The sequence below is a fragment of the Streptomyces lunalinharesii genome, assembly GCF_039532155.1.
GTDB classification, from domain to species: domain Bacteria; phylum Actinomycetota; class Actinomycetes; order Streptomycetales; family Streptomycetaceae; genus Streptomyces; species Streptomyces lunalinharesii.
Genome location: NZ_BAAARK010000001.1, coordinates 195462 through 209067 on the forward strand (window position 1 = coordinate 195462; position 13606 = coordinate 209067).

A 13606-nucleotide genomic window follows, 5' to 3' on the forward strand; every position below is an offset into this window, starting at 1 on the left:
AAGCCGGCTCGATGCCTGGCGGGTCGGTTGTGCGGTGCGGGGTGCCGATCCGGCAGGGCGCGGCTCACACCGCGGCGGGTCGGGGCTGTGGTGCGGTGAGGCGCCCGGTTCGGGCGAGGGCGGCGACCGCTGCGGCGCACGCCGTCCCGGTGGCCGTCAGGGCCGCCCAGGTCAGCCAGGTGGCGTGATGGCGCCCCGCGACGTCCCAGAGCGCGCCCGTGCCGAGGTTGCCCAGGGTGATGCCCAGTCCGGAGACGGTGTTGTAGAGGCCGTAGTGGGTGGCGACCAGGCGGTTGCCGGAGAGGGCGACGACCGTGTCCATCTCGAAGGGGTAGACGATCGCGGACCCGGTCGCGAGGAGGACCACGGCGGCGACGAGGGAGACGAGCACGGCGGTCGCGGAGCCGCGCGGGCTGAGGGCGAGCGGCACGAACGCGAGGCCCATCGCGGCCAGGCCGCGGACCAGGGCCTCGCCGGGCTGCCAGCGCTCCTTGGCCCAGCCAGTCAACCGTAGTTGGCCCACCACGGCGACCGCGGCCGAGACGACGAACAGTCCGCTGGTGACCGTCGTGCCCCTGGCCCCCAGGGCGTCGGTCGCGGCCAACGGCAGGGCCAGGTAGACCTGGAAGGTCAGCACGTACGAGCCGATCATCGCGGCGGAGAAGAGCAGGAACGGCCGGTTGGTCACGACGCCGCGCCACTGCGCCAGCACGCCGTCCGGCGCGCCGTTCCCGGTGGGGCGGTGACGTGCGGGCAGTGCCCGCCACTGCAACAGGGTGAGGGCGGCGAAGAGGGCGGCCGCGACCGTGCACACGAGCCGGAAGTCGGTGGCCAGCAGGGCGAGTCCGACGAGCGGCCCGAGCAACATGCCGGCCTGGTAGTAGACGTTGAAGGTGGCGAAGGCGTCCACGCGTCGTTCGCCCGCTTCCGCCGCGAGGTAGGCGCGGACGGCCGGGTTGAACAGGGCGCCGGCGAAGCCCGTCGCGGCGGAGGCCGCGACGAGGGCCGGCAGGTCGTCGACCCAGCCGAGCAGGCCGAAGCCCAGGGTGCGCAGCAGGCACCCGGCCATGATGGGGATCTTGTGGCCGAACCGGTCGGCGAGGGTGCCGCCGATCAGGAACATCCCCTGCTGGGAGAAGTTGCGGACGCCGAGGACGAGGCCGACGGCCCAGGCGGCGAGGCCGAGACCGTCGGACAGGTGGGTGGCCAGGTAGGGCATGAGCATGTAGAAGGCGAGGTTGATGGCGAACTGATTGGCCATCAACAGCCGTGCGGCGGGCGGGAACGAACGGGTCTGCTGCCACAGCTGCTTCATCGGGCGGCTCCCACGAGGTCGTGGCCTTCGGGGCGGGCGAGCGGGTCGGTGACGTGCGTGCAGCGGGTCCAGCGGGTGACGGTGCGCTCCTTCGGGTCGTCGATCGTGTCGGGGCCGTCGGCGGGCGGGCGTCCGAGGAGGTCGTGGCGGCGGCAGTAGGCGTCGTCGAAGACCGTGCCGACGTAGCGTTGCGGCCCGTCGGGGAACACGGCGACGATCCGGTTCTCCCCGGGCAGGGTGCGGGCCAGCCAGCGGGCGACGAGCGCGACGGCCCCGACGCTCCAACCGCCGGTGGCGTAGTGGTGGCGGGCCAGGCGGCGGGCCGCCCACACCGCTTCGGGCGCGGCGACCCAGTGGACCTCGTCGAAGAGGCCGTAGGCGACGTTGCGGGGGTGGATGCTGGAACCCAGGCCGCGCATCAGGCGGGCGGCCGCCGGCTGCCCGAAGATCGTCGAGCCGGTGGTGTCCACCCCGACGATCCGCAGGTGGGGGAAGCAGTCGCGCAGGACCGCGCCGATGCCCGCGGAGTGGCCGCCGGTGCCGACGGAGACGACGAGGGTGTCGATGCGCCCCAGTTGCGCGACGAGTTCCCGGGCGAGCGGGGCGTAGGCGGCGACGTTGTCGGGGTTGTTGTACTGGTCGGGGCACCAGGCGTCCGGACGGCCGGCGAGGAGTTCCGCGACGCGCCGGCGGCGCGCCTCCTGCCAGCCGCCCTCCGGGTGGGGCGCGGCCACCACGTCGACCTCGGCGCCGTGTGCGGTGAGCAGCCCGGTCATCAACGGTTCCGTGCCGGGGTCGGTCACCACGGTGACCGGATGGCCGTAGGCCGCGCCGGCCAGGGCCAGGCCGAGGCCCAGGGTGCCGGAGGTCGACTCGATGATGCGGGCGCCGGGTCGGAGCCGACCGCGGTCCAGGGCGGCGCGGACCATGTGCAGGGCGGTCCGGTCCTTGATCCCGCCGGGGTTGTGGCCCTCCAGCTTGGCCCAGAAGCCGCGGCCGCCGGCGGTGAAGGGTGCCCCGATCCACAGGACGGGGGTGTCGCCGACGAGGCCGGCGGGGGTGTGCAGGGGGCGCGGGTGTGGGGCGTCGGCCGGGAACGGGGCCGGGGTCGGGGTCGGGGTCGGCGGTAGGGGCGCGGTCGGATCGGTCCGGGTGGACGGGTTCGTGGCGCGGTGCGTGGACTGGTTCATGGCGTGGTTCATGGCGTGGTTCTCCTGCGGTCGGCGCCGTGGAGGCGGCCGGCCGGTGGGTGCGGAAGAGGGGCGGAGACGGTCGGTCGCGGCGCGGCCCGCCGGGTGCGGGCGCGACGAGGGGCCGATCAGTTCCGCCACACGCCCAGGAGCGCCCGCGTCGATCCGTCGGACGGCGCCGGGGACGGCGCGCGGGCCGGGTGGAGTACGGACGGCTCGACGCCCGGGTGGAGGCCGGCGGGCCCGGCGGGCAGGGCCGCGACCACGGGCCAGGCGACCGGGCCGCCGTCCCGCGGTGGTTGGACGGTCGGTTGGTCCAGGCTGCAGCAGTGCGGTCCCCGATCGGGGGCGGGTGCGCCGCGCCCGGGCCTGGTCGCCTGGGGCCCGTCCGCCGGGAGTTGCCGGTGCGGGGCCGACGACGCGTACAGCGGGGCGTCGGCGCGGAGGGCGGGGTCTGCGGTCGGACCGTGTGCGCACCCCAGGACGTGCAGGAGCGCGGTCAGCAGCACGGCGAGCACCGCGCCGGCCCGCGGCACGGAACAGCCGCTTCGCGTGAGTGACCCAGCCCGCATGGACACGAAGCGTAATTGTGCGGGTGCGGAAAGTTCTCGTCGGGAAGGGCGCGTCGCGCGGCTGCGGCTGCCGGGCGGGGCGCCGGGGGCCGCTGCTGCCAGGCCCTACCGGGGCCGGCGCGGCCCGCCGCCGCCCGGTGGACGCGGTGTACCGACCATCACCGCATCGGGTGACGCGTCGGCCTCCGCCGGACGCCGGTCGGCCCTGCCGCGCGGCCACCCGTGGCCGGCGACGGCGTGCGTCCCGGCCCCGCCCGCCATGCCGCCGTCGGACGGCGGCACGGGATGCCGCCCGCCGAGGGCGTCGCCCGTCCGGTGCCGGCCGCAGCGGGCGCCGGTGCCGCGGTCACCCCGTGGCGGCGGTGGCCTTCCTGCGGGCGCGGTACGCCGCGGCCTTGATCTTGTTGCCGCAGGACTCCATGCCGCACCACTGGCGGCGGCTGCCGCGCGAGCGGTCGAGGGAGACGCGGGTGCACTCGGGGTCGCCGCACTCCTTGAGCAGGGGGACGTCCGGGCCGCTCAGCAGTTCCACCGCGTGCCGGGCGACGGCGGACAGCGCTTCGCGCTGCGTCGCCGCCGTCCAGCGGCCGGCGTGGGTCAGCTGCGGCGCCGCGGGGGCCCGGCGGGCCGCGTCGTTGACCACGGCCAGCGCCTCCGCGTCGAAGTCCGCACCGCGACGCCGGGCCGTGATCAGCTGGTAGACGGCTTCCCGTACGGTCGTGGCCCGCTCCACGTCGGCCGGCCGGGCCGGCGAGACGGCGTCGACGATGCCGGACTCCAGGTACCACGCGTCCAGGCGGTCCGGCGTCGCGAACATCTCGAACCGCGCGGTGCGGCGCGCTCGGAGCGTGGCCGCGAAGTCCAGGGCGGGGTTGCCGCACACAAAGACATGATCCAGATTCACGTCACCATCTTGAGGGGTGACTACGGTGCCCGCAAGGAGCCTCGGTCCACGCGCTGCGGCCCGTTCTCGCCGATCAGACCGATGCGGTGGCCGGGTGAGGCGGTGCGGCCGAGGCCGTCGAGGATCCTGCGGGTGCCGAGGGTGCGGACGACGTCGTGGGCGAGCAGGGCGGAGTGGGGGTGGGGCATGGCGATCCGTCCAACGTGGTCGTTTGCGGGCCCACCGGGTGCGGCACCTCGGGCGTGGGCGCGAGCGGCACGTCGGCGGCTCACGAGTGCGGCGCCCCGCTCTCGGTCAGCTCGCCGTCGGCGACCCGCAGCCACCGGTCGACGCCGATCCGGTCGAGGAACCGCTGGTCGTGGCTGACCACCACGAACGCGCCGCGGTAGCACGCCAGGGCGCTCTCCAACTGCCCCGCGCTGACCAGGTCGAGGTTGTTCGTCGGCTCGTCCAACAGCAGCAGCTGCGGGGCCGGTTCGGCGCACAGGACGCAGGCGAGCGTGGCGCGCAGGCGTTCGCCGCCGGAGAGCACGCGCACCGGGAGGTGCGCCCGGGGGCCACGGAACAGGAAGCGCGCGAGCAGGTTCATCCGCTCCGCCTCCGGCCGCTGCGGGGCGAACACCGCGAAGTTCTCGGCGACGGTGCGGTCGGCGTCGAGCAGGTCCAGGCGCTGCGACAGGACGGCGATCCGCCCGTCGGCGCGCTTGATGCTCCCGCCGTCCGGGGCGAGTTCCCCCGCCATCAGGCGCAGCAGGGTGGTCTTGCCGGCACCGTTGGCGCCGGTGAGCGCGATGCGTTCGGGCCCGCGGATGGTGAGGTCGACGCCGTCCCCCGCGAACAGGTGGCGCCCGCCGTGCCGGACCTGCATCCCCTCGCCCAGGATCACGGTGCGCCCGGCGGGGACGTCGGTGTCGGGGAGTTCCAGGACGAGCCGCTGTTCGTCGCGCAGGGCGCGGCCCGCCTCGTCGAGCCGGGCCCGCGCCTCGTTGACGCGGGTCGCGTGCATCTGGCCCGCCCGGCCGGCGGATTCCTGGGCGCCGCGCTTCATGTTGCCGGCGAAGATGCGCGGCAGGCCGGCGCTCTTGAGGTTGCGGGCGGCGTTGCTCGCGCGGCGCTCGGCCCGTTCGCGGGCCTGCTGCATCTCGCGCTTCTCGCGCTTCAGCTCCTGCTCGGCGTTGCGGACGTTCTTCTCCGCGACCTCCTGTTCGGCCTGTACGGCCTGCTCGTACTGGGTGAAGTTCCCTCCGTACAGGCGGAGTTCGCCGCTGTCGAGTTCGGCGATGCGGTCCATGCGGTCCAACAGGGCCCGGTCGTGGCTGACCAGCAGCAGGCTGCCGGTCCAGTCGGAGAGCACGTCGTAGAGCTTGTGGCGGGCTTCGAGGTCGAGGTTGTTGGTCGGTTCGTCCAGCAGCAGCACGTCGGGCCGCTTGAGCAGCTGCGCGGCCAGGCCGAGGCTGACGACCTGGCCGCCGCTGAGGGTGCCCAGGGTCCGGTCGAGGGCGAGGTGGGCGAGGCCGAGCCGGTCGAGTTGGGCGCGGGTGCGCTCCTCGACGTCCCAGTCGTCGCCGATGGTGGTGAAGTGCTCCTCGCTCACGTCGCCGGATTCGACGGCGTCGAGGGCGCGGATCACCGCGTCGACGCCCAGCACCTCGGCCACCGTCGGCTCACCGGTCAGCGGCAGGGTCTGCGGGAGGTAGCCGATCGTGCCCTGCACGGTCAACGTGCCGGCTGCGGGCCGCAGTTCGCCGGCGATCAGCTTCAACAGGGTGCTCTTGCCTGAGCCGTTGGGCGCGACCAGGCCGGTGCGGCCGGCGCCGACGGTGAAGGACAGGCCGTCGAAGACCGGGGTGTCGTCGGGCCAGGAGAAGGTCAGCTGGGAGCAGATGACGGAAGCGTCGGACATGGGAGGACCTCGTGGGAAGAGTGGGCAGGGCGCTCCACGGGGAAACCGCGATGCGGAAGCCACCGCGCGAAGGGCACTGCGCCTGAGACAGGGAAAAGGGGACGACGAGATCACCACGACGGCGGCGCTGCCGTAGGTGCGCCTGCCGGTGGTCGATCAGCTCCGGGTCTCACCCGGAGATGTCGTCGTCACCCGCCATGTCTGGACTCCTTTACGAAGGATCACTGCCGCGGCCACCGTAGCAGGGTCCGCACGGCCGCCCGAAAGGCTTTTTTTCCTCCGCCGTCGAGACGGCGGAGGACGCGCCTCACCCCACCAGGTCCCACGCCAGGCAGGTGAGGAAGTGCCTGGCCCCCAGGCCGCCGGCGCCAGCCGCCGGGCCGGGGCCACGGGACGCGGTCCCGGCCCCGCTTCCCGTGCCGCGCCCGCAGCCCGGGCGCACCCTGGAGACATGGTCCGCGCCAACGAAGAGGTCGAGGCACTGCTCCAGGAGTACGCCGACCTCATCGCGATCAGTGGTGGGGACGCCTTCAAGGCCCGGGCGTACGAGAAGGCCGCCCGGGCGATCGGGGGGCACCCCGTCGACGTCACGCGGCTCGACGTGCCGGGGCTGCGGAAGATCCCGCACGTGGGGGCGTCGATCGCCGAGAAGGTGGTGGAGTACCTGCACACCGGCCGGGTGGCGGTGATCGAGGAGACCAGGGCGGAGGTCCCCGCGGGGGTGCGGGAGCTGATCGCCATCCCCACGCTGGGGCCGAAGAAGGCCATGGTGCTCCACGAGGAGCTGGGCATCACCTCGGTGGACCAGCTGCTGGCCGCCGTCCACGCGGAGCGCCTGCGGGACCTGAAGGGGTTCGGGGAGCGGACCGAGGAGAACATCCTGCACGGCATCGCGCTGCTGCAGAAGGCGGGTGACGGGCGGATCCTGATCAGTGCCGCGATGGACGTCGCCGAGCAGATCACCGGGGAGTTGTCCGGGATCGCCGGGTGCGAGCGGTGCACCTACGCGGGGTCGTTGCGTCGGATGCGGGAGACGATCGGGGACGTCGACGTGCTGGTGGCGGCGGAGCGGTCGGCGCCGTTCATGACCGCGCTGACGGAGCTCCCGTACACCGCCGAGGTGATCGCCCACGGCGCCAAGAAGACCTCGATCCGCACCACCAAGGGCCTCCAGGTGGACCTGCGGGTGTTGCCGCCGGCCTCCTGGGGCGCGGGGTTGCAGTACTTCACCGGGTCGAAGGGCCACAACATCCGCACCCGGGCGATCGCGGTGCGCAACGGGCTCAAGCTGTCCGAGTACGGGCTGTTCGACGCCGAGAGCGGGGAGTCGGTGGCCTCGGAGACCGAGGAGGCGGTCTACGCCCGGCTCGGACTGCCCTGGATCCCGCCGCCGTTGCGGGAGGACCGGGGCGAGGTCGCCGCCGGACTCCGCGGCGACCTGCCCGAGCTGGTGGCGGAGGGCGACGTCCGGGGCGATCTGCACACGCACACCGATCTGACCGACGGGCTGTCCTCGTTGGCCGACATGGTCGCCGCCGCGGCCGCCCGGGGCTACGCGTACTACGCGGTCACCGACCACGCCCCGGACCTCGCCATGCAGCGGATGACCGAGGCGAAGGTGCTGGCGCAGCGGGACGAGGTCCGCGCGCTGGACCGGAAGCACCGCGGGATGCGCCTGTTGCACGGCACCGAACTCAACATCGGGCCGGACGGGGACGTCGACTGGCCCGACGCCTTCCTGGCGGAGTTCGACCTCTGCGTGGCCTCGGTGCATTCGCACTTCAACCAGAGCCGGCAGGCGCTCACCCGTCGGCTGATCCGGGCCTGCGAGAATCCGCGCATCGCGATCATCGGGCATCCCACCACGCGGCTGATCGGCAAACGCCCGGGAATTGACGCCGACTTCGACGCGGTCTTCGCCGCCTGCGCACGGACCGGCACCGCACTGGAAATCAATGCGCATCCCGAGCGGTTGGACCTGCGCGACGAGGACATCCTGCGCGCCAAGCGGCACGGTGTGAAGTTCGCGGTGAATTCCGATGCGCACGCCACCACGCATCTTCCTTACCTGCGCTACGGGGTGGGCACCGCGCAGCGCGGTTGGCTCACGAAGGACGACGTCATCAACACCTGGCCGCTGACCAGGTTGCGGCGTTTCCTGCGCGGCGGCCGCCGGCCGTAACGACCGACGGATCCGCCGGTCGCTCAGGCCGGTTCGGGCGCCGGTCGGGCGGCGCGGTCCCGCCGGTGCACCCGGTCCAGCAGGGCGGCGGGCTCCGGTTCGGCCTGCAACCCGCGCAGCAGCAACAGCCACAGGTCGTCCAGGTGCTCCTCGATGTTGCGCCGACCCTCCAGCGCGTCGGAGACGGTGTGCAGGCCGAAGAAGGCGCAGACCACCGTGTGCGCCGTGGCGGCCGGGGGCACCCCGACGGCGAGTTCGCGGTCGCGGGCGGCCTCCTCCAGGAGTTGGGTGACGGCCTCGATCCATCCCAGGAACGGTGCCGGGAGTTGGGTCTCGATGGCCTTGCGCTCCGCCCACAGGCGGGCGCCGGCCCGGACCACGATGTCGTCGCGGAAGGCGCGCGCCACCTCGAAGCTCAGCGCGACGAGCTTCTCCAGTGCCGGCACACCGGGTTGGCGGTGCCGGCCGATCAGTCGCGGCCAGGTCGCGAAGTGCTCCTCGACGATGGCGAGGGCGAGCTTCTCCTTGCTGGCGTAGTGGAAATAGATCGCGCCGCTGGTGCGGCCGGAATGCGCGCTGATATCGCTGATGCTCGTGCCGGCATAACCCCGCTCATCGAACAGTGTTGCGGCCGCTTCCAGAAGGAACCTGCGCGTCGTCTTCGCCCGGATCTGCACGTACACCTCAGATGTCGTTCTCGTGCCATCTGGAAGGAATCTACCGCGCCCGGCCCCTTCCAATTCACGGGTGCGAGTGTTCGAATTTCGATATTCCCTGGTCATATGAATACGTCAGCTGCCGCCGCGTTCGGAGAAGAAGGACCGCTCAGCCGGTCCCGTACCGTCGAACGGGAATTGGTGCACCGGACCTCCGTGGCCGAGGTCCTCCTCACGGACGTCCGACCGACGTCCGACCCGGACGTCTTCGAGGCGGCGGCGTCCTGGCCGCGGGCGCACTCGACGTTCCCCCGTGACGGGTCGCAGCGGAACAGCCCGCTGGTCCTCGTGGAGACCCTGCGCCAGCTGGGGCTGTACGTCCCCTTGCGGTTCCACGGGGTGCCGGCGGCACGCCACGCGATCATCAGCGACCTGCACTTCCGGCTGGCCCCGGAGAACGAGCCGACGGCCGGGCCGGGCGCGACCGAGGTCACCTGCCTCGCCCGGGTGAGCGCCGTCCGGCGGGCCCGGGACCGGACGGTCACCGGTCTGCGGCTGGACGCCACGTTCGCCGCCCACGGAGTGACCTTCGGGGAGGCCGGCGGCGGGGTGCGGTTCGTGGACGGGGCGGGCTACGCGGCGCTGCGGAGCCGGGGCGCGCGCGACGGCGCGGGCGCCCCGCGGGCCGCGGCGCGCCGCCCGGAGCCGGCCGCGCTGACCGTGAACCACCCCCAGGACGCGGTCCTGGCCGAGGACGCGGACGGGCTGCTGGTGGCGCCGGCCGACCCGCTGCACCCGTTCCTCTTCGACCACCCGGGCGACCACGTGCCCGGGATGGTGCTCCTGGAGGCCGCCCGGCAGGCCGTCGCCTACCGGAGCGGGGGCGCCCTAGCCCGGCCGTACGCCGGGCGGCTGCGGGCGGTGCGGTTCACCGAACTCGCGCCGGCCGCACGCGTGCTGTGCGCCCGGTACCACGCGACGTGCGCGTTCCGCGTCGTCCAGGGCGGCACACCAACGGCCTACGGCACCTTCAGTTACCCATAAGGCTTAAAATATGGACATTTAGCGATCTATTGACCCTGGTGCGGCGCCATCCGTAACGTAACGATCGTTATTTTCCGACGCTGCGCCCAGGTCTCCCCTGTCCGGGAGCCGCCCGCCGTCGGAACCCCTCAGCCCGCTGCCGCGGCCGCGCACCGACACCGTCACGCCTCACGCGCTGGACCGGTCACGCCGTCGCCCTCCGGGCCCATCGGAACGGAACCTCGGATGACAGCACATCGCATCCTTTCCTGGACCCCAGCCGCCGTGGTCTTCGACTGCGACGGCACGTTGATGGACACCGAACGCCACTGGGTGGACGCCCGTGACGAGGTGCTGCACGCGTACGGCTACGCCCCCGCGCCGGGCTTCTCCGAACAGGCCCGGGGGCTGCACTACACCGCCTGCGGACGGCTGATGGCCGATTCCGTCGGCCGCCCCGAACTCGCCGACGAACTCACCGCGGCGCTCCTGGAACGCTTCCGCAGTCTCGTCGCGGCGCATCCGACGACCATGCCCGGCGCCCCCGAACTGGTCCGCTCGGCCGCGCAGTTCGCCCCGCTGGCGGTGGCCAGCAACTGCCCGTTGGAGGTCGTCGAGGACTGCCTCGACGTGGCGGGACTGCGCCGGTTCTTCGACCACGTCGTGGTGCCCGACACCACCACGAGACCCAAACCGCACCCGGACGTGTACCTCACCGCGGCCCGACTCTGCGGGGTCGAGCCGGACCGGGCACTGGCCGTCGAGGACTCCCAGTGCGGCATCGAGGCCGCCGCGGCGGCGGGCCTGCGGGTGATCGGGGTCGGCCCCCGACCCTCCGGGCCACTCAACGCGGAGGCCGACTGGTGGGTGGAGTCCCTGGACGAGCCGGCCGTGCAGGGCTGGGCGGGGGCCCGCATCCCCGCCCAGGACTCAGGGCCCGGCTCCACAGGGCACGGGACGCGGTAACTCCCGCCCGGCACAAGGGCGTTGCGCCGCCGCGCCGCACGAGGACCGCGGCGGCGGACCCGGCCGGGCGACCGGCCGGGCGCTCCGGCGGCCGACGGCGTTAGGGTGGACGCATGCTTTGACGCGCGCCCGCGGCCCGGGCACCCCCGCCGACTCCTTCGTTACCGCACCGCACGCCGGATCCGGATCCACGAAGGAGTTTTCCCCATGACCACGTCGGCCCTGATCGACGTCCCCGAGGCGTTCCTGACGTCCTACGGCGAGCACGGCGCGTCGGAGCGCGCCTGGCTCGCCACCCTGCCCGCGCTGGGCGCCGAGTTCCTGGACCGCTGGACCCTGCGACCGGACGGCCCCGCCCGGTTCGGCATGGCCTCGCTCGTCCTGCCCGTGCGGCAGGCGGACGGCACGCCGGCCGCGCTCAAGCTCCAACAGCCGCGGGAGGAGAACGCCGGCGCCGCGGCGAGCCTGCGGGCCTGGCGGGGCGAGGGCATCGTGCGGCTGCTCGACCACGACGCGCCGAGCGCCACCCAGTTGCTGGAACGGCTGGACGCCGGCCGTCCGCTGTCGGCCCTGCCCGACGACACCGAGGCGCTGCGGATCCTGGCCGCGCTGATGGCGCGGTTGGTGGCGGTGCCCGCGCCGGCCGGGCTGCGCCGGCTCACCGACCTCGCCGCCGCCATGGTCGAACAGACCCCGCAGGCCGTCCCCGCGCTCCACGACCCCGCCGAACGGCAGCTCGTGCGCACCTGCGCAACCGCCGTGACCGACCTGCTCGGCACCGGCGGGGACCGGCTGTTGCACTGGGACCTGCACTACGACAACGTGCTGGCCGGGCAGCGCGAACCCTGGCTGGCCATCGATCCGGAGCCGCTGGCCGGCGACCCCGGCTTCGAGTTGCTGCCCGCCCTCTACAACCGGTGGGACGACGTGGTGGCCACCGGTGACGTGCCGGGCGCGGTGCTGCGCCGCTTCGACCTGCTGACCGAGGTGGTCGGCCTGGACCGGGAACGGGCCGCGGGCTGGACGCTCGGCCGGGTGCTGCAGAACGCCCTGTGGGAGGTCGAGGACGGCGAGTCCGCGCTGGAGCCGGCCCAGGTGGCCATCGCCGAGGCGCTGCTGACGCACCGGATGTGAGGCGGGCGGGCCGCCGCCGGTGAGGCGGCGGCCCGCCCTCCCGGTCCGCCGGGCTCCGGGCGCCGCCGTGTTCCGTGCCGCGGCGGCCTTCTGCCATGCTGCCGGGCGGGGCACTCCCCCGCCCGGCGGGGGACCGCGCCCACCGTGACCGGCCGACGAAGGGGCGACAGATGGACGACCGAGGGACCGGCCTCCCGACAGTTCCCGCGCGCATCGCGCTCACCGACGGCGCCGCCGCGCTGTTGCGGTCGCTGCACGCCCGGCACGGGCCGCTGATGTTCCACCAGTCCGGCGGCTGCTGCGACGGGAGCGCGCCGATGTGCTATCCGGCCGGGGAGTTCCGCACCGGCGCGTCGGACGTGCTGTTGGCGGAGCTGGTGGTGAACGGCGTGCCGGAGCCGGTGGGCTTCTGGATGTCCGCGGACCAGTACGCCCGCTGGCGGCACACCCACCTGACGGTGGACGTCGTGCCGGGCCGGGGCAGTGGCTTCTCGTTGGAGGCGCCGGAGGGCGTGCGCTTCCTGATCCGCTCCCGGCTCTTCACCGACGAGGAGCGGGCGCAGCTCGACGGGTGAGGCGGGCCCGCGCGGCGGCGGACGTAGTGAGGCCCCGCGTACGGGGGAGAACGCGGGGCCTCACACAGTAGAACGGGCCGCGGGCCTGCGGGGTTCCCGTCCGGCGCGGATTTCTCGGACGGATTTCGGCGGGCGGGAGCGGCCCGGAAGCGGCCGGCCGCCCGGAGCCGCTACGGCTCGTCCTGGACCAGGCGCTCCAACATGTCCTGGAACTCCACGTCGACCACCACGCGCAGCCCGTCGCCGTCCGGTTCGCTCAGCGCCGTCATCATCCCGCGGCGCCACCAGAACACGCGGGGGCTGATCGCGCCCGCCGCGTCCTCGTGCCCGGCCGCGGCGAACTGGGCCATGGCCTGGAGCGCCGGAATGACCTGGGCGTCGCGGATGCGGTGGAACGCCAACTGGTGGCGGAAGGGCAGGGCGACCAGGGCGCCGTCGCGGGTGAGGGCGGTGCCCGTGAGGCGCTCGACCAGGTCGTCGAGGACGAGCACCCGGCTCGCGGTGAAGAAGGAGTCGCCGAGCAGCACCTCGAAGGCCGAGCCGTCGCCGCGGCGCACCGTCTCGTGCCCCTCGACCGGCAGGGCACGCAGGTTGTTCATGGCCCGGATCCGCAGCTCGGCCACGTCCCCGAGGTCGGCGAGGGAGTCCGCGCTGAGCATCTGGACGGCCTCGGGCAGGTCGAGGGCGAGCACCTCGCACAGTCCGGGGGCCGGTGCGTGGCCGTAGTGGAAGGAATCGGAGGCGGGCAGGGTCTCCTGGGCGACGATCCGCGGGTAGAGGCAGGCGCGGATCTCGTCGTGGGAGAGGATCTCCAGCGGCTGCGGGCCGTCCATGGTGCGCAGCACCTTGCCGACGTGGTCGCGGATGAGCGTCGGCCAGCTGCGCGCGCCGCGCCGGTCGCGGTGGCAGACGGCGGCCAGGTTGCCGAGGCCGAACTGGCGGCCGCCCGAGTCGGTGACCGCGCCGGCGTACGCCGTGACCTCCAGGCCGCGCTCGGCGAACGCCTGCCGGACCTGGGATCTGAAGACGCGTCCTTCCCGCTCGGAGAAGAAGCTGAACTCCTCGTCACGTGCGAGTTCGCGGGGATCCCGCTTCGGTCCTCGGCGGAACAGACCCATCTCGTCCTCCCGGCTGCGGCCACCCGCATCGGCCCTTGAATGCGCCGATCGTAACGGGTGCCCCTGAC

Annotated in this window: 13 protein-coding genes; 5 read left to right on the forward strand and 8 right to left on the reverse strand. The window is 73.7% G+C overall.

Annotated elements, in window-relative coordinates; genetic code table 11:
* Positions 1-64: 64 nt before the first annotated feature.
* The 6 genes from ABD385_RS00940 to abc-f all read right to left on the reverse strand — a co-directional run bounded on the left by ABD385_RS00940 (position 65) and on the right by abc-f (position 5884).
* Entirely contained in the window at positions 65-1315 is a 1251-nt protein-coding gene (locus ABD385_RS00940) for an MFS transporter (protein ID WP_344572884.1), read from the reverse strand.
* Entirely contained in the window at positions 1312-2517 is a 1206-nt protein-coding gene (locus ABD385_RS00945) for a PLP-dependent cysteine synthase family protein (protein ID WP_344572885.1), read from the reverse strand. The genes ABD385_RS00940 and ABD385_RS00945 overlap by 4 nt, the downstream gene beginning before the upstream one ends.
* A gap of 116 nt (positions 2518-2633) precedes the next feature.
* Positions 2634-3077: a hypothetical protein gene (locus ABD385_RS00950; RefSeq protein WP_344572886.1), complete on the reverse strand. Its 444-nt coding sequence runs from the start codon at positions 3075-3077 to the stop codon at positions 2634-2636.
* A 346-nt stretch (positions 3078-3423) separates the two neighbouring features.
* Positions 3424-3981, reverse strand: coding sequence for a CGNR zinc finger domain-containing protein (locus ABD385_RS00955; protein ID WP_344572887.1), 558 nt, complete (start codon positions 3979-3981; stop codon positions 3424-3426).
* 20 nt (positions 3982-4001) lie between these two features.
* Positions 4002-4169, reverse strand: a complete 168-nt coding sequence (locus ABD385_RS00960; RefSeq protein ID WP_344572888.1) for a hypothetical protein — start codon at positions 4167-4169, stop codon at positions 4002-4004.
* 80 nt (positions 4170-4249) lie between these two features.
* Entirely contained in the window at positions 4250-5884 is a 1635-nt protein-coding gene (abc-f, locus tag ABD385_RS00965) for a ribosomal protection-like ABC-F family protein (protein WP_344572889.1), read from the reverse strand.
* 451 nt (positions 5885-6335) lie between these two features.
* Between abc-f and polX the strand changes: the two genes are divergently transcribed.
* On the forward strand, positions 6336-8066 hold the full coding sequence (polX, locus tag ABD385_RS00970) for a DNA polymerase/3'-5' exonuclease PolX (protein ID WP_344572890.1): 1731 nt from the start codon (positions 6336-6338) through the stop codon (positions 8064-8066).
* Positions 8067-8089: 23 nt separating this feature from the next.
* Here the strand turns inward: polX and ABD385_RS00975 are convergent, their stop codons facing one another.
* The gene (locus ABD385_RS00975) at positions 8090-8749 is read right to left on the reverse strand and encodes a ScbR family autoregulator-binding transcription factor (RefSeq protein ID WP_344572891.1); all 660 of its coding nucleotides are present in this window, start codon (positions 8747-8749) and stop codon (positions 8090-8092) included.
* A gap of 99 nt (positions 8750-8848) precedes the next feature.
* On the opposite strand from ABD385_RS00975, the gene ABD385_RS00980 reads away from it, so the two are divergent.
* The 4 genes from ABD385_RS00980 to ABD385_RS00995 all read left to right on the forward strand — a co-directional run bounded on the left by ABD385_RS00980 (position 8849) and on the right by ABD385_RS00995 (position 12420).
* Positions 8849-9766 carry a ScbA/BarX family gamma-butyrolactone biosynthesis protein gene (locus ABD385_RS00980; protein WP_344572892.1) on the forward strand — a complete coding sequence of 306 codons (918 nt, stop codon included), beginning with the start codon at positions 8849-8851 and terminating at the stop codon, positions 9764-9766.
* A gap of 225 nt (positions 9767-9991) precedes the next feature.
* Positions 9992-10711, forward strand: coding sequence for an HAD family hydrolase (locus tag ABD385_RS00985; protein ID WP_344572893.1), 720 nt, complete (start codon positions 9992-9994; stop codon positions 10709-10711).
* 207 nt (positions 10712-10918) lie between these two features.
* Complete coding sequence (locus ABD385_RS00990) at positions 10919-11845, forward strand: aminoglycoside phosphotransferase family protein (RefSeq protein ID WP_344572894.1); 927 nt, start codon at positions 10919-10921, stop codon at positions 11843-11845.
* Between the two features lie 170 nt (positions 11846-12015).
* Positions 12016-12420: a DUF779 domain-containing protein gene (locus ABD385_RS00995; protein WP_344572895.1), complete on the forward strand. Its 405-nt coding sequence runs from the start codon at positions 12016-12018 to the stop codon at positions 12418-12420.
* Positions 12421-12590: 170 nt separating this feature from the next.
* Here the strand turns inward: ABD385_RS00995 and ABD385_RS01000 are convergent, their stop codons facing one another.
* Positions 12591-13538: a hypothetical protein gene (locus ABD385_RS01000; protein ID WP_344572896.1), complete on the reverse strand. Its 948-nt coding sequence runs from the start codon at positions 13536-13538 to the stop codon at positions 12591-12593.
* Between the last annotated feature and the right edge of the window lie 68 nt (positions 13539-13606).

Excerpts from the sequence above, each read along its gene's own strand:
- ABD385_RS00940 (WP_344572884.1), bottom strand. The coding sequence starts at position 1,315 with ATGAAGCAGCTGTGGCAGCAGACCCGTTCGTTCCCGCCCGCCGCACGG.
- ABD385_RS00945 (WP_344572885.1), bottom strand. The coding sequence starts at position 2,517 with ATGAACCACGCCATGAACCAGTCCACGCACCGCGCCACGAACCCGTCC.
- ABD385_RS00950 (WP_344572886.1), bottom strand. The coding sequence starts at position 3,077 with ATGCGGGCTGGGTCACTCACGCGAAGCGGCTGTTCCGTGCCGCGGGCC.
- ABD385_RS00960 (WP_344572888.1), bottom strand. The coding sequence starts at position 4,169 with ATGCCCCACCCCCACTCCGCCCTGCTCGCCCACGACGTCGTCCGCACC.
- abc-f (WP_344572889.1), bottom strand. The coding sequence starts at position 5,884 with ATGTCCGACGCTTCCGTCATCTGCTCCCAGCTGACCTTCTCCTGGCCC.
- polX (WP_344572890.1), top strand. The coding sequence starts at position 6,336 with ATGGTCCGCGCCAACGAAGAGGTCGAGGCACTGCTCCAGGAGTACGCC.
- ABD385_RS00980 (WP_344572892.1), top strand. The coding sequence starts at position 8,849 with ATGAATACGTCAGCTGCCGCCGCGTTCGGAGAAGAAGGACCGCTCAGC.
- ABD385_RS00985 (WP_344572893.1), top strand. The coding sequence starts at position 9,992 with ATGACAGCACATCGCATCCTTTCCTGGACCCCAGCCGCCGTGGTCTTC.
- ABD385_RS00990 (WP_344572894.1), top strand. The coding sequence starts at position 10,919 with ATGACCACGTCGGCCCTGATCGACGTCCCCGAGGCGTTCCTGACGTCC.
- ABD385_RS00995 (WP_344572895.1), top strand. The coding sequence starts at position 12,016 with ATGGACGACCGAGGGACCGGCCTCCCGACAGTTCCCGCGCGCATCGCG.
- ABD385_RS01000 (WP_344572896.1), bottom strand. The coding sequence starts at position 13,538 with ATGGGTCTGTTCCGCCGAGGACCGAAGCGGGATCCCCGCGAACTCGCA.